At 61.3% G+C, this 24,295-nt stretch carries 19 protein-coding genes; 11 read left to right on the top strand and 8 right to left on the bottom strand.

Going from position 1 to position 24,295, the window contains the following annotated elements:
• Positions 1-39: 39 nt before the first annotated feature.
• On the top strand, positions 40-291 hold the full coding sequence (locus BTIS_RS12080) for a hypothetical protein (protein WP_094663787.1): 252 nt from the start codon (positions 40-42) through the stop codon (positions 289-291).
• A 397-nt stretch (positions 292-688) separates the two neighbouring features.
• Here BTIS_RS12080 and BTIS_RS06385 read toward each other — a convergent pair whose 3' ends face one another.
• From BTIS_RS06385 to BTIS_RS06405, 5 genes are all read right to left on the bottom strand, one after another.
• Entirely contained in the window at positions 689-1,474 is a 786-nt protein-coding gene (locus BTIS_RS06385; protein WP_094663789.1) for a nitroreductase family protein, read from the bottom strand.
• A gap of 117 nt (positions 1,475-1,591) precedes the next feature.
• The gene (locus tag BTIS_RS06390) at positions 1,592-2,026 is read right to left on the bottom strand and encodes a DUF4235 domain-containing protein (protein WP_094663915.1); all 435 of its coding nucleotides are present in this window, start codon (positions 2,024-2,026) and stop codon (positions 1,592-1,594) included.
• 56 nt (positions 2,027-2,082) lie between these two features.
• Positions 2,083-2,787 carry a sirohydrochlorin chelatase gene (locus tag BTIS_RS06395; protein ID WP_094663791.1) on the bottom strand — a complete coding sequence of 235 codons (705 nt, stop codon included), beginning with the start codon at positions 2,785-2,787 and terminating at the stop codon, positions 2,083-2,085.
• 119 nt (positions 2,788-2,906) lie between these two features.
• Positions 2,907-3,353 (bottom strand): flavodoxin domain-containing protein, encoded by a 447-nt coding sequence (locus tag BTIS_RS06400; protein ID WP_094663793.1) that lies wholly within the window; start codon positions 3,351-3,353, stop codon positions 2,907-2,909.
• Complete coding sequence (locus BTIS_RS06405; protein WP_094663795.1) at positions 3,353-4,984, bottom strand: nitrite/sulfite reductase; 1,632 nt, start codon at positions 4,982-4,984, stop codon at positions 3,353-3,355. The genes BTIS_RS06400 and BTIS_RS06405 overlap by 1 nt, the downstream gene beginning before the upstream one ends.
• Positions 4,985-5,338: 354 nt before the next feature.
• Between BTIS_RS06405 and BTIS_RS06410 the strand changes: the two genes are divergently transcribed.
• On the top strand, positions 5,339-6,319 hold the full coding sequence (locus tag BTIS_RS06410) for an NAD(P)/FAD-dependent oxidoreductase (protein ID WP_094663797.1): 981 nt from the start codon (positions 5,339-5,341) through the stop codon (positions 6,317-6,319).
• A 568-nt stretch (positions 6,320-6,887) separates the two neighbouring features.
• Here BTIS_RS06410 and BTIS_RS06420 read toward each other — a convergent pair.
• Positions 6,888-8,234 (bottom strand): aminotransferase class III-fold pyridoxal phosphate-dependent enzyme, encoded by a 1,347-nt coding sequence (locus tag BTIS_RS06420; RefSeq protein ID WP_094663801.1) that lies wholly within the window; start codon positions 8,232-8,234, stop codon positions 6,888-6,890.
• A gap of 364 nt (positions 8,235-8,598) precedes the next feature.
• On the opposite strand from BTIS_RS06420, the gene BTIS_RS06425 reads away from it, so the two are divergent.
• From BTIS_RS06425 to BTIS_RS06440, 4 genes are all read left to right on the top strand, one after another.
• Positions 8,599-9,780, top strand: coding sequence for an iron-containing alcohol dehydrogenase family protein (locus BTIS_RS06425; protein WP_094663803.1), 1,182 nt, complete (start codon positions 8,599-8,601; stop codon positions 9,778-9,780).
• Positions 9,777-10,676 carry an ABC transporter permease gene (locus tag BTIS_RS06430; RefSeq protein ID WP_094663805.1) on the top strand — a complete coding sequence of 300 codons (900 nt, stop codon included), beginning with the start codon at positions 9,777-9,779 and terminating at the stop codon, positions 10,674-10,676. The genes BTIS_RS06425 and BTIS_RS06430 overlap by 4 nt, the downstream gene beginning before the upstream one ends.
• 178 nt (positions 10,677-10,854) lie before the next feature.
• Positions 10,855-11,943 carry a taurine ABC transporter substrate-binding protein gene (locus BTIS_RS06435; RefSeq protein ID WP_094663807.1) on the top strand — a complete coding sequence of 363 codons (1,089 nt, stop codon included), beginning with the start codon at positions 10,855-10,857 and terminating at the stop codon, positions 11,941-11,943.
• A gap of 15 nt (positions 11,944-11,958) precedes the next feature.
• Positions 11,959-12,741 carry an ABC transporter ATP-binding protein gene (locus BTIS_RS06440; protein WP_094663809.1) on the top strand — a complete coding sequence of 261 codons (783 nt, stop codon included), beginning with the start codon at positions 11,959-11,961 and terminating at the stop codon, positions 12,739-12,741.
• 121 nt (positions 12,742-12,862) lie between these two features.
• On the opposite strand, the gene BTIS_RS06445 is transcribed toward BTIS_RS06440, so the two are convergent.
• Entirely contained in the window at positions 12,863-13,897 is a 1,035-nt protein-coding gene (locus BTIS_RS06445) for a glycyl-radical enzyme activating protein (protein WP_219846811.1), read from the bottom strand.
• 177 nt (positions 13,898-14,074) lie between these two features.
• Complete coding sequence (hpsG, locus tag BTIS_RS06450) at positions 14,075-16,555, bottom strand: (2S)-3-sulfopropanediol dehydratase (RefSeq protein ID WP_211279435.1); 2,481 nt, start codon at positions 16,553-16,555, stop codon at positions 14,075-14,077.
• A gap of 532 nt (positions 16,556-17,087) precedes the next feature.
• Here hpsG and BTIS_RS06455 point away from each other — a divergent pair.
• The 5 genes from BTIS_RS06455 (at position 17,088) to BTIS_RS06475 (ending at position 24,124) form a co-directional block, all read left to right on the top strand.
• The gene (locus BTIS_RS06455; protein WP_094663813.1) at positions 17,088-18,776 is read left to right on the top strand and encodes an amidohydrolase; all 1,689 of its coding nucleotides are present in this window, start codon (positions 17,088-17,090) and stop codon (positions 18,774-18,776) included.
• A gap of 95 nt (positions 18,777-18,871) precedes the next feature.
• Positions 18,872-20,539, top strand: a complete 1,668-nt coding sequence (locus tag BTIS_RS06460; RefSeq protein ID WP_094663815.1) for an ABC transporter substrate-binding protein — start codon at positions 18,872-18,874, stop codon at positions 20,537-20,539.
• Positions 20,540-20,557: 18 nt separating this feature from the next.
• Positions 20,558-21,523 (top strand): ABC transporter permease, encoded by a 966-nt coding sequence (locus tag BTIS_RS06465; protein ID WP_094663817.1) that lies wholly within the window; start codon positions 20,558-20,560, stop codon positions 21,521-21,523.
• Between the two features lies 1 nt (position 21,524).
• Positions 21,525-22,436, top strand: coding sequence for an ABC transporter permease (locus BTIS_RS06470; protein ID WP_094663819.1), 912 nt, complete (start codon positions 21,525-21,527; stop codon positions 22,434-22,436).
• Positions 22,433-24,124 (top strand): dipeptide ABC transporter ATP-binding protein, encoded by a 1,692-nt coding sequence (locus BTIS_RS06475; protein ID WP_094663821.1) that lies wholly within the window; start codon positions 22,433-22,435, stop codon positions 24,122-24,124. Before BTIS_RS06470 ends, BTIS_RS06475 begins: the two co-directional genes overlap by 4 nt.
• Positions 24,125-24,295 lie beyond the last annotated feature (171 nt).

Below are 24,295 nucleotides of genomic sequence, written 5' to 3' on the forward strand. Positions count from 1 at the left end.
GGTTCGTCGTTGACCGTATGACGGGGCATAATACGGAGCATGCACTTCTTCACTCCGAAACGATGCCCGAATTCGTCGAAAATCATGTATCACGACAAAGCCCAGGCGGAACGAGCCGCTGAGCAGAGCCGTATCGAACGCGGAGCGGAACTGTGGACGTATCGTTGCCAGTACTGTGGAACATGGCATCTGACCAGTCATTCACCGGACAATGCGTGGGTGCATGTGCCACTCAATCAGCAGGTCAAACCGCATTCGCGGAAAAAGGGATACAAGCCACGTCGTAAATAACGGAGACGATCGTCATCTCGTCATCAGTACGGAGTCGTCAATACCGTCATACATACACCGAGGCCAATCGTTGACTGTGGAACAGCATTGCGGTGGTCTTCAGCAATAGCACATCTGCTGTGCTGTCAGAGGTACGCCAAAGAACGTAGAGCAACATCACTGTGGACTCCAACCACGTCCCATGGGGCGGCGTGGGAACTGAACTATGGAATCGCATCACAGTGGACTCAACAACGTTGACAATTGCGACGTTGACAATTGCAGGAACGGTGAGTGTCCACTGTGATACGCATAGGATGGCGAAAAGCGCGCGATACACGTAGAACGAACGGTAGCCGGTACGTTCTGACCGGCTACCTTCATGAAGTGCGTTATGCGCGTAGGGTGAACGATCGAACTAGCGGTCGAGACGGAATCCCTGGCGGGAAGCAACCGGCTGGACCTTGCGTTCATCCATGTTCGCGGTGGAGTTCTTTGCGATCTGATCGCTGAAGGCGTCGACCGGGCGATCCGTGTCTCGCAGATCGTAGTACTGATGCACATCGGCATCGAAATCGGCGATCTTGGACAGTACGTCGTCGGAAATCTCCGGGTAGGCGTTCTCGAAGAACTGTACCGACTTCGGCATACGCGGCTTCAGCTTGGGCTCCTGAGCGGGAACGCCCATTGCCAGACCCAGCACGGGGTAGGTGTACTTGGGCAAGTGGAGCAGGTCGATCAGCGCGTCCACATCGTTGAGCAGCGAGCCGAGGATCACGCAGCCCAGACCAAGCGAATAGGCGGCGGTTTCCATGGCATGCAGGGCGAGCACGGCGTCGTTCTGCGCCTGGGTAAAGCGGTAGCTGCCGTTCAGCGTGAACTCGTCGGAATCGATATCCACGCTCTTGGCCTTGGCGATCAGCGCGTTGCGATGCTCGTCAAGAACGAACACGTACAGCAGCGGAGCCTGTGCGATATAGGGCTGGCGGCCGATTTCAGCGAGTTTGGCGGCGATTGCGGGATCGGTGATACGGATTGCGGACCAGTCGTTGAGGTACTGGCTGGATGCTGCGTGCTGGGCCACGGATTCCAGAGCATCGATCACATCGGCGGGAATGGCTTCGTCGGCGAATGCGCGGATGGAACGACGGTTCAGCAGCGTCTGAATGGTTGGATTGTCAAGATCATAGGTGTGTTCTGTCATGACACCATTGTGGCAGAACACAGTATGACGACACTGAACGTTGTTCGCTGGGAGAACATGGGAGTGCTCTGTCCAGCGATCGGTGTCACAGCGATATTGATAACGATTGTCTAACGATTATCGGCGACGGTGACGGCGATTCACCAAGGCCTGGGATCCACGATCGGAAAGCTGGGAGACCACGGCGCTCAATGCCGCGGACAACGCCGAGAACGCGATGCTCATGAACAGGCTTTCTTGTTCATCGATGGTGCCATCGCCGAGCTTGCCGGTGCCAACGGAATTCTCACGCGTCACCGCGGACTGGGCCGAATGACGTCCAGCGCGCTGCGACGCACGCTTGGTCATGAGGCCGTTCCACACCAATTGAAATGCCTTGCTGGCTATGAATCCGGCAACGGACGGGATGGCGAATTTCAGCATCTTGTCGCCGAGCGAATCAGGATCGTTGAGACGACGCTCACGCATGGCATCCACCTTTGCATCGAAACGTCCGAAGGCGTCGACGATCTGATCGACATTGCCGTTCGGGCTGGTCTGGAAATCCGTCATGATGACCATTATTCCACGATCTCCAACGGCCGAACGGCAGCGGACGCCGAGTTCGTTTAGTTCGCCGGGGCCAAGGCGAGCTCGGAAAGACGCTCCTGAATAGCCGCGGTAATGACCGGATCATCCTCCAACGTGGGAAGGAATACAGCGTCGGAGGTCAGCGCCTCGACGCGGGCCTTGATCTTGTTGGCAAGACGTCCGTCGGTGAGGAACAGGCGCTCGACGATCAACGGGCCGGGATCGACGCGCAGCGTCTCCTCGATCAACGGATGGCCGATGTGATTCGTGCAGATGATCGGCACGCCGATCTGCCGTTCGACATCGGAGGCCAACGCCTGCAACTGGTCGAACGGTTCGGGGAAGTGCGGAGTGCCATGCGCGACCAGCAGAATACGACGTCCAGGATATTCGTTGACCGCCTTGCTCAGATGATCGACCAGGTAGTCGCGCACCGCGCGCGTGGTGGCCAACGGTTCGGTGACGGACAATGTGACGCCGGGCTTGAGTACCTTGCGCGTGCGCTGCGGAATATCCCAACGCATATGCGTGGCGGAAAACAGCAGCACCGGCACGATCGTCAGGTGCGAGACATGGGATTGCAGGTCGCGAATGCCGTCCTCCAGAGTCTGCTCGTCACCCTCAAGAAATGAGATGCGACCGATCTGCTCGGAACGCTGAATGAAGTTGTTCAGCAGGTCGAGGTTTGACTCGGGAATCTTTCCGCGGCGCCCGTGCAGGACGTAGAGGTATCCAGTGGTCATGATGAGTCCTTGATGTGAGACCTTGACGGCTCCCTTCGACGGTGATGAACACCATCGAAGGGAGCCGTGACGGGGATGAGTGTGGGGATGAGAGATGGGATCGAGGCCGGGCTGGGAGATCAGTCCGCGTCGGCGAGGGTCTTGGCGAGATCCTTGATCTTGGCGATCGCGTCGTCGTCGGGGGCGAGCTCGATCTTCAGGGACGGAGCGGCCAGTTCGGCACCGTCAGCCGTGAGCAGCTTTTCGAAGATGTCCACGGCGGCGCAGAAGTGCGGGTAGCTGGTGTCGCCGGTGCCGAGCACGGCCACCTTCTTGCCGGACAGGTCGTATCCGTCAAGATCGTCGTAGAAGTCGACGATACCGCCGGGCACTTCGCCGTTGTCGCCGTCGCTCCAGCTGGCCACGACATAGTTGTCGGCACCGTCGAAGAACTCGTCGACCTCCACGCCGTCCTCGGCGTCGAAGACCTCAACGTCCTGATCCAGATCCTGCAGGGCCTCCTCAAGCAGTTCCACGGCCTCCTTGGTGTTGCCGGTCGCGCTCGTGAAAACGATCTTGGTGCTCATTACTTCAGTACCTCCGTTGCGGGTAGGGTTGCCAGATAATTGTCGAAAACTTCCTGAAAATGTTCGGTGCCCACACGCTGGTAGTAGTCGTAGAACGACTCCTTGCCCTCATGGGAGTCCTGATAGTCGGCGAGTAGCGAGCCCACCGCATCGGTGAGCTGCTCGGCGGAGACCACACCCTTCAGCTGTTCGTTGAAGTGACCGCCGTCGAGCAGGCTGCCGCCCACGGATAGCTTGTATCCCGCCGTGTGCTGACGGTCGGCCGTACGGGCGTGCACGCCTTCGATGCCGATATCGGCGATGGAACGGTGGGCGCAGCCGTTGCCGCATCCCGTGAGCGTGATGTTCAGCGGGGTGTCGAAGCTGAACCGCTTGTCGAGCTCCTCGACCAGCGGCTTGAACACGGTCTTGGTGTACGCGTTCGCCAGATTGCAGTACTCGGCTCCCGTGCATGTGGTGCCGTAATCGGCCAGCAGACGCGGGTGGATCGAGAACCGTTCGAAGATCGGCTCGGCCTCAAGAGCGGGCAGATCCTCCTCCTTGATCCACGGAATCATGAGATTCTGGCAGTGGTCGAAACGGATCTCGTCCTTGCCGTACTTGCGTGCCACGTCGATCAGCGCCTGGAAATCATCGGCCTGAATACGGCCGGACGGTACGCTGACGCCCACGTAGTAGTAGCCGTCCTGCAGCTGACGATGCACGCCAAGCGCGGTGCCGTTCGTCCAACCCTTGACCTTGGACACGCCCTTGGTCTGCAGATCAGGCAATGATTCGCGGATCTTGTCCTCGAACTGTTCGACGCCCCAATCCTTGATCAGAAACTTGAGCCTGGCCTTGGAACGGCTGCGACGGTAGCCGTAGTCACGGAACAGACGGCAGACGACCTCGGCGAGATCGGCCACGCGGTCGGGCGTGACGAAGATGTTGAGCTGCTGGGCGAGCATCGGCTTCATGCCCAGACCGCCGCCGACCTTCACGTTGAAGCCCTTGACCGTGTGACGGCCGATGCGTTTGGTGGCCGGGATGAACGCCAGATCGTTGATCTCCGCATTGCCCGAGTTGTGACGGTTGCTGCTGATCGAGATCTTGAACTTGCGCGGCAGGTTCGAATAGTCGTAGTTGCCCTGGAAACGACGGTATACGTCGAGCACGGTCTGACGGGTGTCGAACAGCTCGTCGGGATCGATGCCGGACAGCGGATTGTCGATGATGTTACGCGTGATATCGCCTTCGGCACCCACCGTGGTGAGGCCCACAGCCTCGATGCCGGCGAAGATGTCGACGAGTTCGGCGAACGGAATCCAGTGGTACTGCACGGCCTGACGGGTGGTCAGGTCAACGATGCCGTGACCGTACTTGCGGCCGATCCATGCAAGATGATCCGCCTGCTTCACGGTCACACGACCGCCGGGGATCTTGATGCGCATCATGAAGTAGCCTTCGTCCTGCGGCTTCTGCACCGTCAGACCGGCGTACTTGAAGTACATGTAGTAGCTTTTGTCGACTTCCGAGAACGGCTTCTTGACCAGTTCCGGCAGATCCTTGAATACGTCAAGGCCATCCTCGTTCAGCTTGCTGATCTCGTTGGCGTTGAGCTTTTGGTCTGCCCAGGTGGCGGTGTAGCTCATGTGACCCCCAAAATAACGTAAAACCCCTAGTGGCTGCGGCCCCGCCGCTGTTGCGTGGCCGGCCGTATGGCTCACAGCGTACAAATGTGCGTGGCGGACTGTCAAAACGGCTCATGACGGTCATATAGTGCCCAAAACCGTTGGAATTGCAACGAAAACGTGATGTCAAGAGCGGACGGGTGTGAGAAAGTACGGTGACGGTTCTATTTGTGAACCGTTATCAATCGTTGAAATTGCAACGTTTTCGGCAGTGTTGGCAGTGTTTCGTCAACGGTGGTGAATCCGTATACTGGCGGCTATCGTCATGCACAATGCGTGCGTAATGCGTCATATACAACACTAGGGGGAACCATTATGACCGATGAGACGCTGACCGATGTGACCGTGATCGGGGGAGGACCGGTGGGCATGTTCACCGCGTTCTATGCGGCCATGCGCAATCTTGATGTGCAGCTGGTCGACAGTCTGCCCGAACTCGGCGGTCAGGTGGCGGCGCTCTACCCGGAGAAGCCGATCCACGACATCGCCGGATTCGTGTCAGGAACGGGCGCGGAACTCATCGCCAATCTCAAACGGCAGATCGAATCGTTTGGTGACCGGATCGATGTGCACACGAACGAGGAGGTGACCGGACTCGAACGTCGTGATGACGGTACGTTCATCCTGCGCACGGCGAATCGTGAGATCCATACGCGCAGTGTGATCGTGGCCATCGGCAGCGGTGCGTTCAGCCCGCGTCCGTTGGCCATTGACTATGATCGTGAGCAGCTCGACGGACGCAAGGTGTTCTACTTCGTCAAGCGTCTGGCCGATTTCAAGGGCAAGACCGTGGCTGTGGCGGGCGGTGGCGACGCGGCGATCGACTGGGCGCTCGAACTGGAGCAGATCGCCGAAAAGGTGGTGCTCATCCATCGTCGCGACAACTTCCGTGCGCTTGAATCCAGCGTCACCCGGCTCAAGGAGTCCACGGTGGCGATCCTGACCCCGTACAAGTTCACCACCGTGGCCGGCACGCCGGACGGTCTGCATATCGAACTGGCGAAGATCAAGAGCGACGAGACGCTTGATCTCGACGTGGATGCGCTGCTGGTCAACTACGGGTTCACCTCCGACAACCATGTGCTGCGCGATTGGGGATTGCCGGTCAAGCGCGGCGACCTGCAGGTGAACGAGTATCTGGAAACCGACGTGCCGGGCATCTACGGCGTAGGTGACGCGGTGAACTATCCGGGCAAGGTGAAGCTCATCTCCGCGGGATTCGGCGAGGTGCCGCGTGCGGTGAACCATCTGGCCGAGCAGCTGTATCCGGATCGAAAGCAGCCGCTGCACAGCTGAGCGGGTGCTTTCGTAGTTGGCTGGCGGGTGACCTGACGCAGGGTCACCCGCTTTGTGAGAGCGTGCGATCTATTCCGATTTTCGAGCGTTCTTCTCGCGCTCTAGATAATTGAGCCTGATCTCGATGTGGTAAAGAGCCTGAATGACCTCTGCAGATAGGGTTTCCATTGTGAATGTCGGATTGCCGTCAGGATCCACGGTGGAGAGTCTTTGACATACAGACTCAATGAAACCGAATGTTGTTGGAGTCTCGTCCTTATCCAAATTCGATTCAAAACTCTTTAGGAACCGCGTAAAGTCTTCTTCTGTAATTTTCTTACCTATTTTCATTTTCAAGTGTTCCTAGCCAGATGCCATTGTTGTCGAGGCTTATCACGCAATAAGCAGAAGGCCACAAAGCCAGCCACGTAATACCTTTCCCCAATCGAATCCCGGTCCGTTCTGGGTCGAACTGGGTCATGAACACCGGCTCTGGGTATAACCATGTCACGAACACCTTCTTTTTCGCCGCTAACCTACCCGGTTATACCCAGACGTCCGGTAATACCCGTGGTGTCGGATGCGGTTATCAGGCGTTGCAGAATTTGCGGTCGGCCCAGGCGAGGACGTCGTCGAGCGTGGCGAGCTGTTCGCGCAGTTCGTCCTCGGTGATGATGAGCGGCGGGCAGACGTTGAGGTTCGACTCGCGGCCGAACGTGTAGAATCCACGACGCTTCAGCTCGGCGAAGATGGCGGGCATGCGGCCGTTCGACGTATGGTACGGGGCCATGAGTTCACGCGTGCTCTTGTCGGTCACCAGTGTAAGCGCCGCGAACAGACCGATGCAGCGTGCCTCGCCCACGCAGGCGTGACGCTGGACGAACTCTTCGAGCGCGGGCTTGAGCACGCCCTCCAACTGCTTCACATGGCCGCAGATGTCGTTGTCCAGATAATACTGGGTGGCGGCCACGCCGGCGGCGCACGCAAGCGGATGCCCGGAATAGGTCAGGCCACAGGGCAGCGGATGGTTCTCGAAGAACGCGGAGATCTCCTTGCTGGCGATCACGCCGCCAAGCGGGACCGTGGCACCGGTCACGCCCTTGGCGAAGGTGATGAGATCCGGAACCAGATCGAAGTTCTGCCAGGTGAACATCTTGCCGGAACGCGCGAATCCGGCCATGACCTCGTCGCAGATGAGCAGGATGCCGTTGTCTCGGCACAGCTTCGCCACGCCTTCCATATAACCCTTCGGCGGGATCAGCACACCGTTCGCGCCCACGATCGACTCCATGAGCACGGCCGCGATGGTCTCCGGCCCCTCATAGCGGATCTGCTCCTCCAGCTGACGCAGATACTGGCGTGTGCAGCGGGCCTCGTCCTCCTCAGTGCGATCGAAGCCGTCCTCGTACACACTCGGATTGAGGAAATGAATGAACGACGGGGCTGCACCGCCCACTTCGTAGGCGAAACGACGCCAGTCGCCGCTCGCGAACGCGGAGCCCAGCGTGGAACCATGATAGGAGCGATAGCAGGAGAGGATCTTCGGACGTCCGGTATAGAAGCGGGCGATCTCGATGGCGTTCTCATTGGAATCCGAACCGCCCAGCGTGAAGAACACCCGCTGGAAATGATCGGCCCCGGCGATGTCGACCAGCAGCTTGGCCAGCTTGCCGCGCGGCTCCACGGCGAAACTTGGTGCGATATAGCACAGTTCGTCGGCCTGACGCTTGATCGCCTCGACCACCACCTTGTTCTGATGGCCGAGATTGGAGCACACCATCTGCGAGCTCATATCGGCGTACCGGTTACCGTCGTAATCCCAGAAGTAGATGCCCTCGGCGCGCTTGATGGGCGTGGCGGGAGCCCCCTGCTTCGCCCACGGCTGCAGAACATACTGCTCGTGAAGATGTGCCACTTCCTCGCCGGTCAACGTCATATCGAAACCCCTTCCGAAACCGGACTGAAATCATTGGAACGCCCACGGACGTCGTGAGCTGATAGGCAGTATACGCGGCGACTCCGCGCGGACGAAACGTCGTCAATACCGCGGAATGTCAAGGATTATGCGGAATAGTAATCCGTCATAGCGAATGCCTATAGGCCTTTTTTCGTTTTTCTGATTTTTCGCGATTTGAGGAGAATATTGTGGTATACGGATTCCGACGACACGCCGGAACCCACGCATGACCGCGTCGGAGGAGGGGATGCCTCCGGTGCGGTCCGTCACAACAGCAGTATTCGTATTCCACGACGTCAGGAACAGGGCCGACGGGCGCCGTTTCTCGGGGAGGCATCGTCATATGAAATGGAACTACACGCAGCCGGTCGACATACGATTTGGTGCCGGTCGCGTGGCTGAAATCGGCGAGGTCGCACGTGAACGCGGACTGTATCGCGGGCTTCTCGTGGCCGGCGGGCACAGTGTGCGCTCCGGTCTGGCCCAGCGCGTGCTCGACCACGGTCGCGGCACGATCGAAGCCGTGTTCAGCGAGTTCTCCCCTAACCCCGATGTGACCGAAGTGGACGCCTGTGCCGAACTGATCCGCACGCAGGACGTCGGATTCATCGTGGCGCTCGGCGGCGGCAGCGCGCTCGACCTTGCCAAGGCCGCGTCCGTGATCGGTGCGGGCAGTCGTGAATCGGTCGGTTCGATCACGGACTATCACGGCACCGGCAAGCCGTTGCCACTCACCCACCTGCCGCTGATCGCTGTGCCGACGACAGCCGGCACCGGCAGTGAGGTCACCTGCGTCTCCGTGCTGACCAATCGTGCGGCGGGCGTCAAGGCACCCATCGTGTCCAACGGGTTCTACCCGGAACTGGCGATCATCGATCCGGAACTCACCTATACCGTGCCGCCATATGTGACCGCATGCACGGGAATGGACGTACTCAGCCAGGCCATCGAAGGCTACTGGAGTGTGGGTCATCAGCCGATCTGTGACGCGCTCGCCGTGCATGCCGCCCGGCTCGTATTCGAATTCCTACCGAAGGCGTTCACCACGCCGGACGATCGGGAGGCGCGCGAGCGCATGTGCGAGGCGTCGGTGACGGCCGGACTGGCGTTCACCCTGCCGAAGACCACGTCCAGTCACGCCTGCTCGTTCCCGCTGACGAACCGGTACGGCATCGCGCATGGCGAGGCGTGCGCGCTCACGCTTGACTACTTCACGCGGATCAATGCGGCGGACCCCGAAGGACGGGTGAATGCGTTGGCGCGTTCGCTGGGATATCGGGACGCCGACGGACTGGCCGACGCCATCGCCGATCTGCGGCGAACGCTGGGGCTGCGCGAGAACATCGCCGATCTCGGACTTGGTGAGTCCGACATTGCGGCGCTGGTACGTGACAGTCATCATCCGAATCTTGACAACAATCCCGTCGTCATCACCGACGACAACCTACTGGCCCTGTATCGCGGGCTTGCCTCGGGCGGCGCGGCGAATGCAGACAAACACAACGAACGAGAGGAACGTCAATGACCGCCGTAAGCATACCTGCATCCAAGGTGACGGAGCGAATCCGTAGCGTATTCGGCCAGCCCGGAGGAAACGGATCGGTGAAATCCGACGGTCGGGTGACCGTGAGCAAGGCGCAGGGGGTGATCTCCCTGGTGGCGTTCCTGATCGCATGGTGGGCGGTGACCGCGGCCAAGCTGGTCAGCCCGCTGTATCTGCCGAGTCCGGCGGCGGTGTGGGACGCGTTCGTGAAGGCGAACACCTGCAATCCGATCGCGGCCGGCTCCGATCGCATCGTCTGCGGTGTGCAGCAGTACTTCCTGTGGCAGCATCTGCTCATGAGCCTGGAACGCATCGGCGTGGGATTGGCGCTCGCCATCGGATTCGGCGTGCTCGTCGGATTCGTACTCGCCAACGTGACGGTGCTCAACCGGCTGGTGATGCCGTACATCAACTTCATCCGTGCGTTGCCGCCGCTGGGATACATCGGTCTGCTGATCGTCTGGTTCGGCATCGGCGACACCACCAAGATCTGGCTGCTGTTCCTCGCCGCGTTCCCACCGATCGTGCTCGCCACCATCGACGGCATCTCCAGCGTGAACCGTGATCGTCTGAATTCGGCGCTCTCGTTGGGCGCGAACCGACTGCAGCTGCTGGTGCATGTGATGTTCCCGAGCACGCTGCCGTCGATTCTCAACGGCATTCGACTGGCCGTCGGATTCGCGTGGACCACGGTGGTGGCGGCCGAGCTGAACAACGGTATTCCGGGCATCGGCGCGCTCGCCTACCTGTCCGGTACCGAGATGAACACGCCGCTGACCATCGCGTGCATTCTGGTGATCGGCGTGGCCGCTCTGGTGCTTGACGGGCTGATCCAGCTGGTGATCCGCGCGCTTACGCCGTGGGTCGGCAAGGAGTAGCGCGGTAGCCGTTTCGCGGCGTCGAACACATCGAATATCTGTGATCGTGGTTCGTGAATGGGGGTTTGCGGACCACGGTTGAACGCACCTTTGGTCGGAGGCTTGTCGTTGGTGCAAGTGTCGTTGGCACAAGGTGCGGCATGGCAATCAACATCACTATCAACAAGGGGGAAGAACCATGCCCGTTTCATCGAAATCATCGAATGCGTGGCTGCGCAAGGCATTGTCCGTGATCGCGGCGGGGGCCGCGGTATTGTCGCTCACGGCGTGCGGCGGCATGAAGACGGCTGATCAGGTGGCCGGCAACACCGACGCATCGTCGGCAAACGGCGCCTGCCCGACCGATGTCAACAACGATTTCACCGGAACCGTGCGTGTGGGATGGCAGGCCATTCCGAACGCCGATCTGGTGGTGAAGGATCAGAAGCTGCTGGAGTCCTGCCTGCCCAAGGCGACCATCAAGTGGAGCCAGTTCAACTCCGGTGCCGACGTGTTGCAGGCGTTCGGCGCGAAGTCCCTAGACATCGCGCTGCTGGGATCCAGCCCGTCGGTGAAGGCCGTGAGCGGCCCGCTCAACCTGCCGGTGCAGGTGGTGTGGATCAACGATGTGATCGGTGAGGCCGAGTCGTTGGTGACGCAGGCGCAGGGCGTGTCCTCGATCAAGGATCTCAAGGGCAAGACCATTGCCGTGCCGTTCGGATCGACGTCGCACTTCAGCCTGCTGTCGGCCCTGAGCGAGGCGGGTCTGACCGAGTCCGATGTGAAGCTGGTGAACCTTGATCCGGACAAGATGCCGGCCGCGTGGGAGCGCAAGGAGATCGACGCCGCATGGGTGTGGGACCCGGTGCTGAGCCAGCTCAAGGAGAAGGGCGGCACCACGGTGACGTCGAGTGCCGAAACCGCGAAGACCGGTGCGCCGACCTACGATCTGGAGCTTGCCGACAGCACGTTCATCAAGGACAATCCGGCGGTGCTTGACACCTGGACCGCAGTGGAGAACCACGCCGTGCAGCAGGTGAAGAAGGCCGACGACAAGGCCGTGGACTCCATCGCCGTGCAGCTCAACGTGAAGCCTGATCAGGTGCGCCAGCAGCTCAAGGGGTACACGTATCTCGACGCTGCGGAGCAGGCCAAGGCCTTTGATGATCTGCCCGGCGTGTTCTCCAAGACCGCCGAGTTCCTGAAGAGCCAAGGCGGACTCGACTCCGTGGCATCCAGCTATGATTCGGCGCTCTACACCGACGCGATTCAGAAGGCAAGCAAGTAGGCGAGTAGGAGAACCATGACCGATACCCAACCGGCCGTCGCCATCCGAGGCGTGACCAAACGATTCCACACCGACCGCGGCGAGGACGTGACCGCGCTGCACGACGTCAACCTGACGATCAACGCGCATGACTTCATCACCGTGGTGGGACAGTCCGGATGCGGCAAGACCACATTGCTGCGCATGCTCGCCGGCTTTGACCAGCCCACCGAAGGGGAGATCCTCATCGACGGACGTTCGGTGAGCGGACCCAGTCCCGAACGCGGTGTGGTGTTCCAGAAGCCGCAGCTGTATCCGTGGCTGAACGTGCGACGCAACGTGGAATTCGGTCTGCGTATGCAGGGCGTTGACGCCGCTCGGCGCCAGCGTGTGGCCAACGAGTATCTGTCGATGGTCGGCTTGTCCGATGCGGCCGATCGCAAGCCATATGAGCTGTCCGGCGGCATGCAGCAGCGCGCGCAGATCGCGCGAGTGCTGGCCGCCGACCCGGCCGTGGTACTGATGGATGAGCCGTTCGGCGCGTTGGATGCCCTGACCAGGGAGAATCTGCAGGTGGAGTTGCGGCGCATCTGGCAGGAGCAGCGCAAGACCGTGTTCTTCATCACCCACAGCGTGGACGAGGCGATCTTCCTCGGTACTCGAGTGGTGGTGATGAGTGCGCATCCGGGCACAGTGCTGATGGACATCCCGGTGGACGTGCCGCGCGACCCGGAGCACCCCGAGGACATCGACGCCGTGCGGGACACCGATGAGTTCCGCACGCTGGAGACGAGGATCTCCGCCGCGATTCACGCGTGAGAGCGGTAGTCGCCGAGTTCTCCATTATGACGATTTGGGGTATGAGTGTTACAACAACGCTCATACCCCAAAATATTGTTTCTGCGTAGAACTCGACGATCGCCAGTTCCCGTGCATGAGATCAGTCGTGGTATAGGGCTTCGGCGGCCAGACCGGACGCGAGCGCATCGTCGCGGATCGCGTTGAACAGGTCGTCGTCGAGCTTGACTGATCCCATCGGATAGTTGCGGCCGAGGGCGTGATACTTGCCTTCACCGAAACGGTGGTAGCGCAACGGTTGATAGGTGATGTTCGCGTCGGCACCGCCCAGTCCGTGCAGGAAGTCGAGAATGGCGGCCACGTCCTCGCGTGAATCGTTGAAGCCGGGGATGATCGGCGTGCGTACCAGTTTGGGGATTTCCGGATGGTCGGCGCAGAGGCGGCGGAAGTTGTCGAGGATGCGGGTGTTGCCGAAGCCGGTCCATTCGCGGTGTTTCGCATCGTTCATGGATTTGATGTCGAACAGCACGTAGTCCAGATGTTCGGCGGCGCTGGCCAGCGAGGCGTAGGGCGCGTATCCGCAGGTTTCGATGGCGGTGGAGATGCCCCGATCGTGGGCACCGGCGAGCAGGGAGGTGAGGAACGTCCGGTGGGAGAGCGGTTCGCCGCCGGATACGGTGAGACCGCCGCCGCTGCGGTCGAAGAACACTTCGTCGCGTTCCACGACGTCGAGGATTTCGTCCACGCGCATGGGACGGCCTTCCAGGGTGAGTGCCTTGGAAGGGCAGGTTTTGGCGAAGGCGGTGATCTCGTTGAGATCGAGGCGGTCGAGCCGTTCGTGGTCGAGGGTGATGGTGTCGGTTCCCGGTGCGGTACGCACCGCTCCCGGGCAGGCCAGTGCGCATCGGTCGCAACCCATGCCGGCGATGCATTTGTCGGCCACGTAGCTGACCTCGGGGCCGAAGCGCTGCGATTCGGGGTTGCTGCACCACGGGCAGCGTAGCGGGCAGCCTTTGAGAAACACGATGGTGCGGATGCCCGGGCCGTCGTGCAGCGAATAGTGCTGGATGTTGAACACCAGTGCCGAGTCCTTGGGCATGAGTTTGCGCCATTCGCCGGTGGGCTTGGAGGAGCGGCTGCGATCCTCGAGGATGCGGCTGACGAGTGACGATTGCATAGGAGCCTCGGGCGTGGTGTTGGAAACGGGAATATGGCAATGACCGGAGAAGGTTGTGGGATTCCCGCCGCAGGGGCTGGGAATCCCACAACCATGAGTCGATATATATAAATATGTATTTATTTATATATATGTATATGAGTGTGAGGCGCTCACGGCGCGTGGAATCAGGATGTCTTAGAAGGCTTCCTGCTCGTTGCGGGAGATGAGCTCGTCCTGCAGATCCTTCGACAGCTCGGTGAAGAACGCGGAGTATCCGGCGATGCGCACGATGAGGTTCCGGTACAGTTCCGGATGCTTCTGCGCCTCGCGCAGCGTCTCGTTGTTCATCACGTTGAACTGCACGTGCCACAGCTTGAGGTCGCGCCAGGTCTCGATGAACTCGACGAGCTTCTCCGTGCCTTCCTTGCCGGCCACGCAGCCGGGGGAGAGCTTGATGTTGAGCAGTCGGCCGGCATGCTCGTTGTGGTCGAAGTTCTTGGTCAGGTAGTTCGACAGCAGGATCGCGGTGGGGCCTTCGTGATCGGCACCTTGCGCGGCGGAGGATCCGTCGGACAGCGGCGTGTAGGCGCGACGGCCGTCAGGCGTGGCCGACACCACCTTGCCGAACGGCACGTGGCTGGTGAACGGCACCAGACGGATGTCCATGTGCACGCCGATCTGTTCGGAGTACTTGGCGGTGAATTCCTGCGCGGTACGGTCGAGCACCTTGCCGATCTCGTCGGCGTACGGGTCGTCGTTGCCGTAGGACGGGGCGTTCTTCAGCAGCTGGCGGATCACCTCGTAGCCTTCGAAGTCGTGTGCGCACGCCTCCTTGAGCTCGTGCAGGGTGATCACGTGATCCTCGAATACGAGCTTGCGGATGGCGGCAAGCGAGTCGATCACCGTGGCATAGCCCATGTACTCGAGGTAGCCGAGGTCGATGCCTCCCGGGATCTTCGGCTGGTGAAGGTCGATGCACGAGTCGCGGCACAGCTTCTGCAGCATGGAGCCCAGCGGGGTGGCGAAGTGCTCGGCGCGCAGGCGGATGATCTCATGCTGCTGGATGAACGCGTGCTTGAGCAGGTTGTTCTGCTGCTTGAGGAACGCGGCGAACAGGTCGTCGAAGCTCGTGAAGTCCTCGAATTCGCCGGTTTCCAGGCCCAGCACCTCGTCGCCGTACTTGAGCATGCGGCCGTTGTACATCACCATTTCCAGCGCGGCGGCGAAGTTGATGTAGGCGTTCGGGCTGGTGTAGGTGTCGCGGTTCGGCATACGGCATTCGGCGCATCCGGACACGGAGTAGTCGAGCGCCTCATCGAACTTGGCACCCTTGCTGAGCAGCAGCGGCACCACGTCCTCGTCGTTGAGCAGCTTCGGGAAGCCCTCGCCGCTCTTGATGGTCAGCGCCACCTCGCGCAGGTAGCGCTTGGGGGAACGGGTGTGGATGCGGGCGGCAAGATCCGGGTAGTTGAGCGGGAACTCGCGCTTGGACTTGAGCAGAATGTAGGTGAGCTCGTTGGTGGCGTCGTAGCCCTCCGGGGTCTGGCCTCCGATGGTCACCGCCTCCCAGTGCGCGTAGCCCTCGTTGAACGCGCCACCGGCGTCGGACAGGTACAGGTCGATGTACTGGGCCATATCGACCCACATGCATTCGAACAGCTCCTGCGCCTCCTCGGCGGTGATGCGTCCGGCCTCCTTGTCCGCCTTGTAGAACGGGTAGAGGTACTGGTCCATACGGCCGTTGGAGATGATGGTGCCGGTCTTCTGCTCGATGCGGCTGAACAGCTGCGTGAACCACTGGCTCTGCATGGCCTCGTAGAAGGTGCGGGCCGGGTGCTCGGGCACCCAACGGCAGGTTTCGGCGATGCGGCGCAGTTCGGCGGCACGCTTCGGATCGGACTCCTCGACGGCCAGCTGCTCGGCCAGATCGGCGTGACGGTTGGCCCACAGAATGATCGCGTCCGCGGTGAGGATCTCCGCCTCCAGGAACGGGCGCTTCTCGCAGTTGTCGATCGGCGAGAACTCGTCGAGCTGCGCCAGACGCTCCTGCGCCTCGGCACGCAGTCCGCCGAAGCCCTTCTTCAGCACGATGTCGTAGTCGTGCACCCACTGCAGGCTCGAACGGAACGATGCGGTCTCGTTCACCACGTAACGGGAGGTGAGCGCCTCATCGGGGTTGTAGGTGAGCTTCATGGTCTCCGGGCCCAGCGCCTTGGCCAGATCCTCGTGGAAGGTCTTGCCCTTCCAATACGGGGCGATCTCCTCGACGATGATGCGAGCGTCCTCGGGGCTGATGTCGAACGGCGAGCTTTCGCGCGTTGGCAGCTTCTGAATGGCCAGATCGAGCGTATCGCCGTCAAGTTCCGGGTACAGCAGTCCGTAACGGCCCTCACTGCCGCCACGGCCCACGATCAGCTGATCCTGGTCGATGTACACGGTGGCCTTTTCCGCGTAGTGGTAAAGCGCCTTGGCCCAGCGCAGCACGAGCGGCTCGCCTTCGGTCTGACGGAAGCTTTCGGTGAACAGCAGTCCGCGTTCCACATCGACGTGCGGCTTCTCCGCGCGAATGCGGGCCAGAATGTCATTGGCTCGCGTGTGATGCTCGAGCTTGACCGGCTGGTGTTCGATCTGCTCCTTGATACGGGTCTCCTGCGGAGAGAGTACGACTGTGCTCAAGATTGTCTCCCATCGTGTGACGATTATGGTGGTTGCCGGACCGCTCATCCCTTAACGATTCGACATCCATTCCAGCGTACCGGCTGGCGTTCGTCCGCGGGCGAAAAACGGCGAACGGGATTATAGGGATTGATTATGAGCGCTCATAGATCCTTGAAACCATTGGATTTCAAGGCGTGAGACCGTGTAGGGCATAGCCGTTCTCTATAGGGGCCGGTTATGACAAGTAAAAGAACGGGACAACCATGGCGAATGCGTGACGGCCATAACCAGCCGCTATAGCGAATCCGCCGATTTCGGTTCAGGCGACGTCTTCGTGCGGCTAGTATGGCAACCAACGACGACGCGGATGGGGGTCCGCGACATCGTACGGAATCATCACAGTGCCGATATGAATTCAGCCGTATTCGAATTCACACCGGCACGATCGCACACGAAGGGTCAACGGTCTCAAGGGGATGCCGTCGGCATATTCGATATTCGCCTTCATGATTCCGCGAATCAGTCATCGACATCACGTAAGGGGGAAACCATGTCTGATGAACCGTATTCCGAAACCGATGAAATCCGCCCGCGACTGTTCGTGGGCGGTGACATCCTGACCGCCACGCCGGACTTCGAGAACGCACCGAAGCCCCAGGCGCTGCTCACGAACGCCGAAGGCCGTATCGTATTCGTCGGCGACGAGGACGAGGCTCGTTCTCGCGCCAAGGAATTCGACAACGTGGAGGAACGTGATCTTGACGGTGCCGCGCTGCTGCCCGGATTCGTCGACGCGCATGGTCATCTGTCGGCCATCGCCCACTATTTCACCACCGCCGATCTGCACGATACGAAGGACATCGATGATGTCGTGAACCGTCTGCGTGACTTCGCGCAGCAGCGTCACATCGATGCCAACGGCATCATCATCGGCAACGGATACGACCAGAACACGTTGGTCGGCGGAAAGCACCCGACACGTCATGATCTGGACCGCGTATCCACGACCATTCCGGTGGTGGCGGTTCACGTCTCCGGACATGTGCTCGCCGCCAATACGAAGGCGCTGGAGGTCAGCGGTATCCATCTCGACGATCCTGATCCGTTCGGTGGCACCTTCGGGCGCGACGCGGACGGGCTTATCAACGGGTACGCGGCCGAGGGGGCGGCTTGGCGTATCCGTGCCGCAGCGGCGGAACGCAGTGTCGTCGACTTCGATGAGCTCGGCGACGCCACGCAGGACGTTTACCTGTCGAATGGCATCACCACGGCGCAGGACGGGGCTTCCGGGCGGCAGCCGCTCGCGGATTTCGCCCGGTTCGCCAATACACACGGTCTGCGCCTCGACGTGGTCGCGTACCCGGTCAGTGGTCGGGATTCCGACGGCGTGCTCGCCGACTACGCGACCTACGTGGGCGAAACCTACCACAATGGACTGCGCATCGGCGGTCTCAAAGTCGTGTTGGACGGCTCCCCGCAGGCGCGTACCGCATGGGTGACCGAGCCGTACACGCCCGGTCCGGAAGGAGAAGGATACCGTGGCGGCCCGTCGGTCAGCGAGGAGGCCGTCTACCAGGCAGCGCGCAAAACCATCGACAACGATCTGCAGCTCATCGTGCACACCAACGGGGACGCGGCATCCGACCGGTTCCTCGACGCCTACGAGCGAGCGCTGCACGATTCGCCGAATCCCGGCAAGCACGATCTGCGTCCGGTGATGATCCACAGCCAGCTCGCCCGTCAAGACCAGTTGGAACGTCTGCAGAAACTCGGCGGCATTCCATCGTTCTTCGTGGCGCATACCTGGTATTGGGGAGACGTGCATGTGAAGAACTTCGGTGCCAGACGAGGCGGACGAATCTCCGCCGCCGGTGACGCCAAACGACTGAGGCTGCGGTACACGTTCCACAACGATTCGCCGATCATCAAGCCGAACCTGCTTGACACCGTCTGGGCGGGTGCCACACGACGCACCAAAAGCGGCCGTCAGCTCGATCTTGATCAGAGGGTGAGCGTCGCTGACGGATTGCGTGCCATCACCGCCAACGCCGCATACCAGTACGGCGAGGAGCGCGACAAGGGCACGTTGGAGGCCGGCAAGCGCGCCGATCTGGTGATTCTGGAGAAGAACCCGCTGTCGGTGCCGTTGGACGAGACCGGGGCTCCGGACGACAGCCTGCGCAGCCTTCACGTGCTGGAAACCATCAAGAATGGCCGTACCGCCTGGACGCGCGGCTGACCAGCCACCCATCACTCGTATCAGATTCATCACTCGTATAGGGGAACCACAACATCACGCGGCTTTGGGGAGTCGCACACGAAGGGGGAACAATCATGAACAATCGGAAGAACCGACCGTTGTCCGGTCGCATAGGCAAGGCATTCGCGGCAATCGCATCCGTGGCCACCATCGCGGCGCTCGCGGCATGCGGCAGCTCGTCGGCGAGCGCCGGCGACAATGCCGGAACGCCTCAGCAGGGCGGCACGCTGCGACTCATCCAATTCCCGGACACCGGCCAGTGCATCGACCCGTCCCAGGCGATCTCCGACTCCGGTCCGCGCACGGTGGTGCGCAACTATGTGGAATCGCTCACCGATCAGGACCCGGACACGGGCAAGCTGGTGCCGCGACTCGCCTCCGACTGGCAGGTGAGCGAGGACGCGAAGACGTATACGTTCCACATCAGGCAGGGCATCACGTTCTCGGATGGCGAGAAGCTCGACGCGGCCGCCGTGGTCAAGAACATCGAATCGCTGTCCAAACAGGCGGCCATCTCCAAGGTGCTGTCGCTGAACACGCTGGAGAAGGCCGAGGCCACGGACGCCAACACGGTGACGGTGACGTTCTCGACACCGAACCTCGCGTTCCTCAACTCCACGGCGTCGACGAAGTTCGGCATCATCGCGCCGAAGTCGCTTGACATTCCGGCCGCACAGCGCTGCTCCGGCCAGGGCGTGTACGGCACGGGTCCGTTCACGCTGGAACAGTACGATCCGAACACGAAGACGATCCTGAAGCGTCGCGCCGACTACAAGCCGACCAGCGAGCTCGCCAAGCATCAGGGCGCCGCCTATCTCGACACCATCGAGATCTCGTACGTGCCCGAGGAATCCGTGAGACTCGGCACCTTCTCCAGCGGACAGGCCGACGCCATCCACGCCGCCACCACCGAACAGTTCACGCGGAACGCCGTGGCGCAGATCAAGGCCGCCGGCGGCACCATCCAGTCGCACTCCATTCCCGGACAGGCGTTCAACATCTACCCGAACGTGGAGGACGGCAAGCCGCTGAGCGACATCAAGGTGCGTCAGGCGCTCTCCTACGCCATCGACCGTGCCACGTACGCCACCACGGTGTATCGCGAAGGCTACCCGGTGGTCGGCAGCGTCTACGACGCCACCAGCGTCGGACTGGTGAAATCGCCCAACACCACCACCTACGACGTGGACAAGGCCAACAAGCTGCTCGACGAGGCCGGTTGGAAGCAGGGCGACGACGGCTACCGTCACAAGGACGGCAAGAAGCTGACGATCGTATGGTTCGATGCGACCAAGCGCACCGGCCAGGAGCTGCTGATCGACGAGCTGCGCAAGGTGGGCATCGACCTTCAGGTGGACATCAACCCCTCCGCAGGCGAGAATCTCAAGCGTGTGCAGAGCGGTGACTACGACTTCGTGACCACGCCCTACAACGCCAAGAACGATCCGAACGTGTTCGACCTCATCTACAGTGATCAGCCGTCCTTCTACAGCGGCGTTCACTCGCTGACCCCCGACAAGCTCAAGCAGGCCCAGGATATTCTCAAGCAGGCCGACGAGGGCACCACCAAGGAGGCGCGTCTGGAACAGTACTCGAAGTTCCAGAAGTTCATCGAGGAGAACTACGCGGCCATTCCGCTCAGCGAGCGCACCCAGGATCTTGCCGTATCCAACAAGGTGCATGACACCCGGTTCGGTGTGGAGACCACTGTCGACTTTACCGACACGTGGCTGTCGAAGTGACGGACGGGGCGCGCAATCATGAATCCCAAAGGATATGCGGTGTATATCGCCAAGCGTATCGGGCAGGCGGTCCTGGTGCTCTGGGCCGCCTACACGGTGACGTATGTGATCCTCAACCTGCTGCCCAAGAACGTCGAACAGTCGATTCTGGTGGCCCGAGGCATGCAGGAGGCGGTGGGTGATCCGAACGCCATCGCCCAGGTCCGTTCCGAATTCGGACTCGATGAATCGCCGGTACGGCATTATTTCACGGTGCTGTTCGCCGCGTTGCACGGCGACCTCGGCACCTCCTACCAGTACGGTTCCAACGTGGCCTCGCTGATCGCGACACGACTCGGCATGACGATATCCGTCAGTCTGCTCGCCATACTGCTGGCGGTGGTCGTGGCGTTCGCGCTCGCGTTCGCCGCATCGTACTTCCGTCAGAAGACCGTCCGCGCGATCCTGCAGGCATTGCCCACGCTGTCGGTGTCGGTACCGACCTTCTGGATCGGACTGCTGCTCATGCAGGTGTTCTCCTTCTGGCTGGGATTGCTGCCATCCATCGGGCAAAGCGGATGGAAGACGATGGTGCTGCCGGTGGTCACCATGGCCATCCCCGTGAGCGCCATGCTGTCACGACTGCTCATGGATGGGTTCGACACTGTGATGCGTGAGCCGTTCATTGTGGCGGCCAAGGCGCACGGCTTCAGCCGTCGGTCGATCGTCATCAGTCATGTCATCAAGAACGGTTCGCTCCCGGCGCTGACCATGCTTGGCCTGATCGTGGGCGGCACGGTGAACGGCGCGATCGTGGCGGAGACCGTGTTCTCCCGCCAGGGTGTGGGCCTTCTGATCCAGCAGGCCGTGCAGAATCAGGATTTCCCCGTCGTGCAGGGCGTGGTGTTGCTTGCGGCTGCGGCCTTCGTCGTCGTCAATCTGGTGGTCGATCTGATCTATCCGTTACTTGATCCGCGAATCTCCCATATCGCCAAGGAGGTGTGAGATGAGCAACGCCATACAACTTGAATCACTCGAATCGGTGAAGACATCCATGCACAGTACATCGTCATACAGTCAGTCCGTGTCCACTGTGTTGCGCAGGATCGGAAACGGATTGCGCGCGCACAGCAGCGTCTCGACCACGTTGGCGGGACTGTTCACCGTGGTGATACTGATCGCCTCGCTGTTCCCCTCGGTGGTGGCCCGCAAGGATCCGTACGCCACCGACCCCGTGCACATGTTCCAGGCGCCGAGTGCCGAACACTGGTTCGGCACCGACCAGCTTGGCCGTGACCTGTTCTCGCGAACCATCTACGGCGCGCACGCCACCGTGACGGCGTCCCTGCTGTCATTGGCCATCGCCGTGGTGGGCGGTCTTATCATCGGCATCGCATCCGCCTACGTCGGCGGCATCGTGGACACCGCGCTCATGCGTTCGGTCGACGTGCTGCTGTCCATTCCGGGACTGCTGCTGTCCATCACCATCGTCACGGCCATCGGCTTCGGCACCACGCCAGTCGCGGTCGCCATCGGCGTGGCCAGTCTTCCGGGCTTCGCGCGCACCACCCGCGCGCAGACGCTGAAGATCAAGAACCACGCCTACGTGGAGGCGGCCGTCGTGTCCGGCGTCTCACCGTTGCGCATCGTGTTCTCGCACATTCTGCGCAACGTGCTCGGACCGGTGTCCGTGCTCGCCATGCTCGAATTCGGCGCCGTCATCATGTCGGTGGCCACGTTGAGCTTCCTCGGCTTCGGTGCGAAACCGCCGGCCGCCGAATGGGGCTCGCTGATCAACGACGGTCGCAACTATCTCATCACCAGCCCGTGGATATCGCTGATCCCCGGATTCGTGGTGGTCCTGACCGTGCTTTCCGCCACCGTGCTGGCGAACAATCTGAAACGAGGTGAACGATGAGCAGTGCTGAATCCACGGCAACGGCGGCGGATGGAACCGCGACGGAAAAAATCGCAACGAACGACGGTAATGACACGGTCATCGAGGTCTCGCATCTGAGCGTGACCTACCGGTCGTCCCGCCGATCGGTCACCGCCGTCAACGATGTGACATTCGCCGTCCGACATGGCGAAACCGTCGGCATCGTCGGCGAATCCGGCTCCGGAAAATCAACCCTGGTCGACACGTTCCTCGGCATATTGCCCGACAACGCCGACATCACCGGCACCTTCTCACTGTTCGGCGAGGACTTCACCCATGCCGACGAACGGCAATGGCGGCAGGTTCGCGGCCGCGTCCTCGGATTCGTTCCGCAGGATCCACGAACGAACCTCGACCCGACCATGACCGTCGGCAGGCAGACCGAGCAGATCGTACGGTTGCGCCATCCCGAACAGTCACGTGACGATGCGCGGAAGCGCGTCATCGACCTGTTCACCGAAGTCGGCATCGACCGCCCCGAACTGCGCTACCGGCAATATCCGCACGAACTGTCCGGCGGACTGCAGCAGCGTGTGCTCATCGCCCAGGCCTTGGCCAGCGAACCGGAGGTCATCGTCGCCGACGAGCCCACCAGTGCACTCGACGTCACCGTGCAGAAACGCATCCTCGACGTACTCGAATCACTGGTACGCAAGCGCGGCATCACCCTCGTGATGATCACCCACGATCTGGCGGTCGCCTCCGACCGTACACAACGACTGCTGGTCATCCACAACGGGCGTCTGGTCGAACACGGCGAGACACGTCAGGTGCTCGACCATCCCCACGAGGAATACACGCGGCATCTGATCTCCTGCGCGCCAGCGTTCCAGGTGAACGAGAACGTGCACGACGACGAGCGTGAGCAGGCCGACGCGGAGACCACCCCGTCCGACGACATCGCCGTGAGCTGGAACGACGTCTCGAAGGTGTACCACGAACGCGGCGGACGAGGGGCGGCGTTCAACGCGCTGAACCACGTATCGCTCACCGCCCGCACCGGACGGACGCTGGCCATCGTCGGCGAATCCGGTTCCGGAAAATCCACGCTGCTGCGACTCGCGCTCGCGCTCTCCGCACCCACATCCGGCACCGTGCTCGTCGACGGACGCAACATCCACGAACTGCACGGCCGCGCGCTGCGCGTCGAACGACGCAACTTCCAGCTCGTGCAGCAGAACCCGTTCGACTCGCTCGACCCGAACTACACCGTGCGCAAGGTGATCGACGAACCGTTGCGATCATTCGGCTACGGCAACCGTCAACGCCGCAACCAACGCATCGCCGAACTGCTCGACCGCGTCTCCCTGCCCGAACGGCTGCTCGACGCCAAAGGCTCCGAACTCTCCGGAGGCCAATGCCAGCGCGTGGCCATCGCCCGGGCGCTCGCCATCGGCCCGAAGATCCTGTTCCTCGACGAACCCGTCTCCGCACTCGACGTCTCCGTACAGTCGCAGATCCTCGACCTGCTCAAGGAACTGCAGGAGGCGCTGGGCGTCACCTACGTGTTCGTTTCGCACGATCTTGCCGTCGTCGCCGGTCTGGCCGACGACATCGCCGTCCTCGAACGCGGCAACATCGTGGAACATGGCAGCGTGGACGACGTCTTCGGCCATCCGCGCAGCGCCTACACCAGAAAGCTCCTCGACGCCATCCCCGGGCGTTGACGGTCTCCCGGGAAGATCGCCGTCGTCGACGTCGTTGGAGTCTCCCCGCACGGTCCGGTGGACATCCCCGTCCGCCGGACCATTTTCCGTATGGTGCCGCATATCGAACGGTGTGCCGGACGGCGTATCGAGCGGCCTCGACCATACACGCGTAACCGCTGAAATTTCAGC

It is taken from the genome of Bifidobacterium tissieri (genome assembly GCF_002259645.1).
Taxonomy (GTDB): domain Bacteria; phylum Actinomycetota; class Actinomycetes; order Actinomycetales; family Bifidobacteriaceae; genus Galliscardovia; species Galliscardovia tissieri.

Coding starts and splice junctions, on each gene's coding strand:
- BTIS_RS12080 (WP_094663787.1), top strand. CDS start 40: ATGCACTTCTTCACTCCGAAACGATGCCCGAATTCGTCGAAAATCATG.
- BTIS_RS06385 (WP_094663789.1), bottom strand. CDS start 1,474: ATGACAGAACACACCTATGATCTTGACAATCCAACCATTCAGACGCTG.
- BTIS_RS06390 (WP_094663915.1), bottom strand. CDS start 2,026: ATGACGGATTTCCAGACCAGCCCGAACGGCAATGTCGATCAGATCGTC.
- BTIS_RS06395 (WP_094663791.1), bottom strand. CDS start 2,787: ATGACCACTGGATACCTCTACGTCCTGCACGGGCGCCGCGGAAAGATT.
- BTIS_RS06400 (WP_094663793.1), bottom strand. CDS start 3,353: ATGAGCACCAAGATCGTTTTCACGAGCGCGACCGGCAACACCAAGGAG.
- BTIS_RS06405 (WP_094663795.1), bottom strand. CDS start 4,984: ATGAGCTACACCGCCACCTGGGCAGACCAAAAGCTCAACGCCAACGAG.
- BTIS_RS06410 (WP_094663797.1), top strand. CDS start 5,339: ATGACCGATGAGACGCTGACCGATGTGACCGTGATCGGGGGAGGACCG.
- BTIS_RS06420 (WP_094663801.1), bottom strand. CDS start 8,234: ATGACGTTGACCGGCGAGGAAGTGGCACATCTTCACGAGCAGTATGTT.
- BTIS_RS06425 (WP_094663803.1), top strand. CDS start 8,599: ATGAAATGGAACTACACGCAGCCGGTCGACATACGATTTGGTGCCGGT.
- BTIS_RS06430 (WP_094663805.1), top strand. CDS start 9,777: ATGACCGCCGTAAGCATACCTGCATCCAAGGTGACGGAGCGAATCCGT.
- BTIS_RS06435 (WP_094663807.1), top strand. CDS start 10,855: ATGCCCGTTTCATCGAAATCATCGAATGCGTGGCTGCGCAAGGCATTG.
- BTIS_RS06440 (WP_094663809.1), top strand. CDS start 11,959: ATGACCGATACCCAACCGGCCGTCGCCATCCGAGGCGTGACCAAACGA.
- BTIS_RS06445 (WP_219846811.1), bottom strand. CDS start 13,897: ATGCAATCGTCACTCGTCAGCCGCATCCTCGAGGATCGCAGCCGCTCC.
- BTIS_RS06455 (WP_094663813.1), top strand. CDS start 17,088: ATGTCTGATGAACCGTATTCCGAAACCGATGAAATCCGCCCGCGACTG.
- BTIS_RS06460 (WP_094663815.1), top strand. CDS start 18,872: ATGAACAATCGGAAGAACCGACCGTTGTCCGGTCGCATAGGCAAGGCA.
- BTIS_RS06465 (WP_094663817.1), top strand. CDS start 20,558: ATGAATCCCAAAGGATATGCGGTGTATATCGCCAAGCGTATCGGGCAG.
- BTIS_RS06470 (WP_094663819.1), top strand. CDS start 21,525: ATGAGCAACGCCATACAACTTGAATCACTCGAATCGGTGAAGACATCC.
- BTIS_RS06475 (WP_094663821.1), top strand. CDS start 22,433: ATGAGCAGTGCTGAATCCACGGCAACGGCGGCGGATGGAACCGCGACG.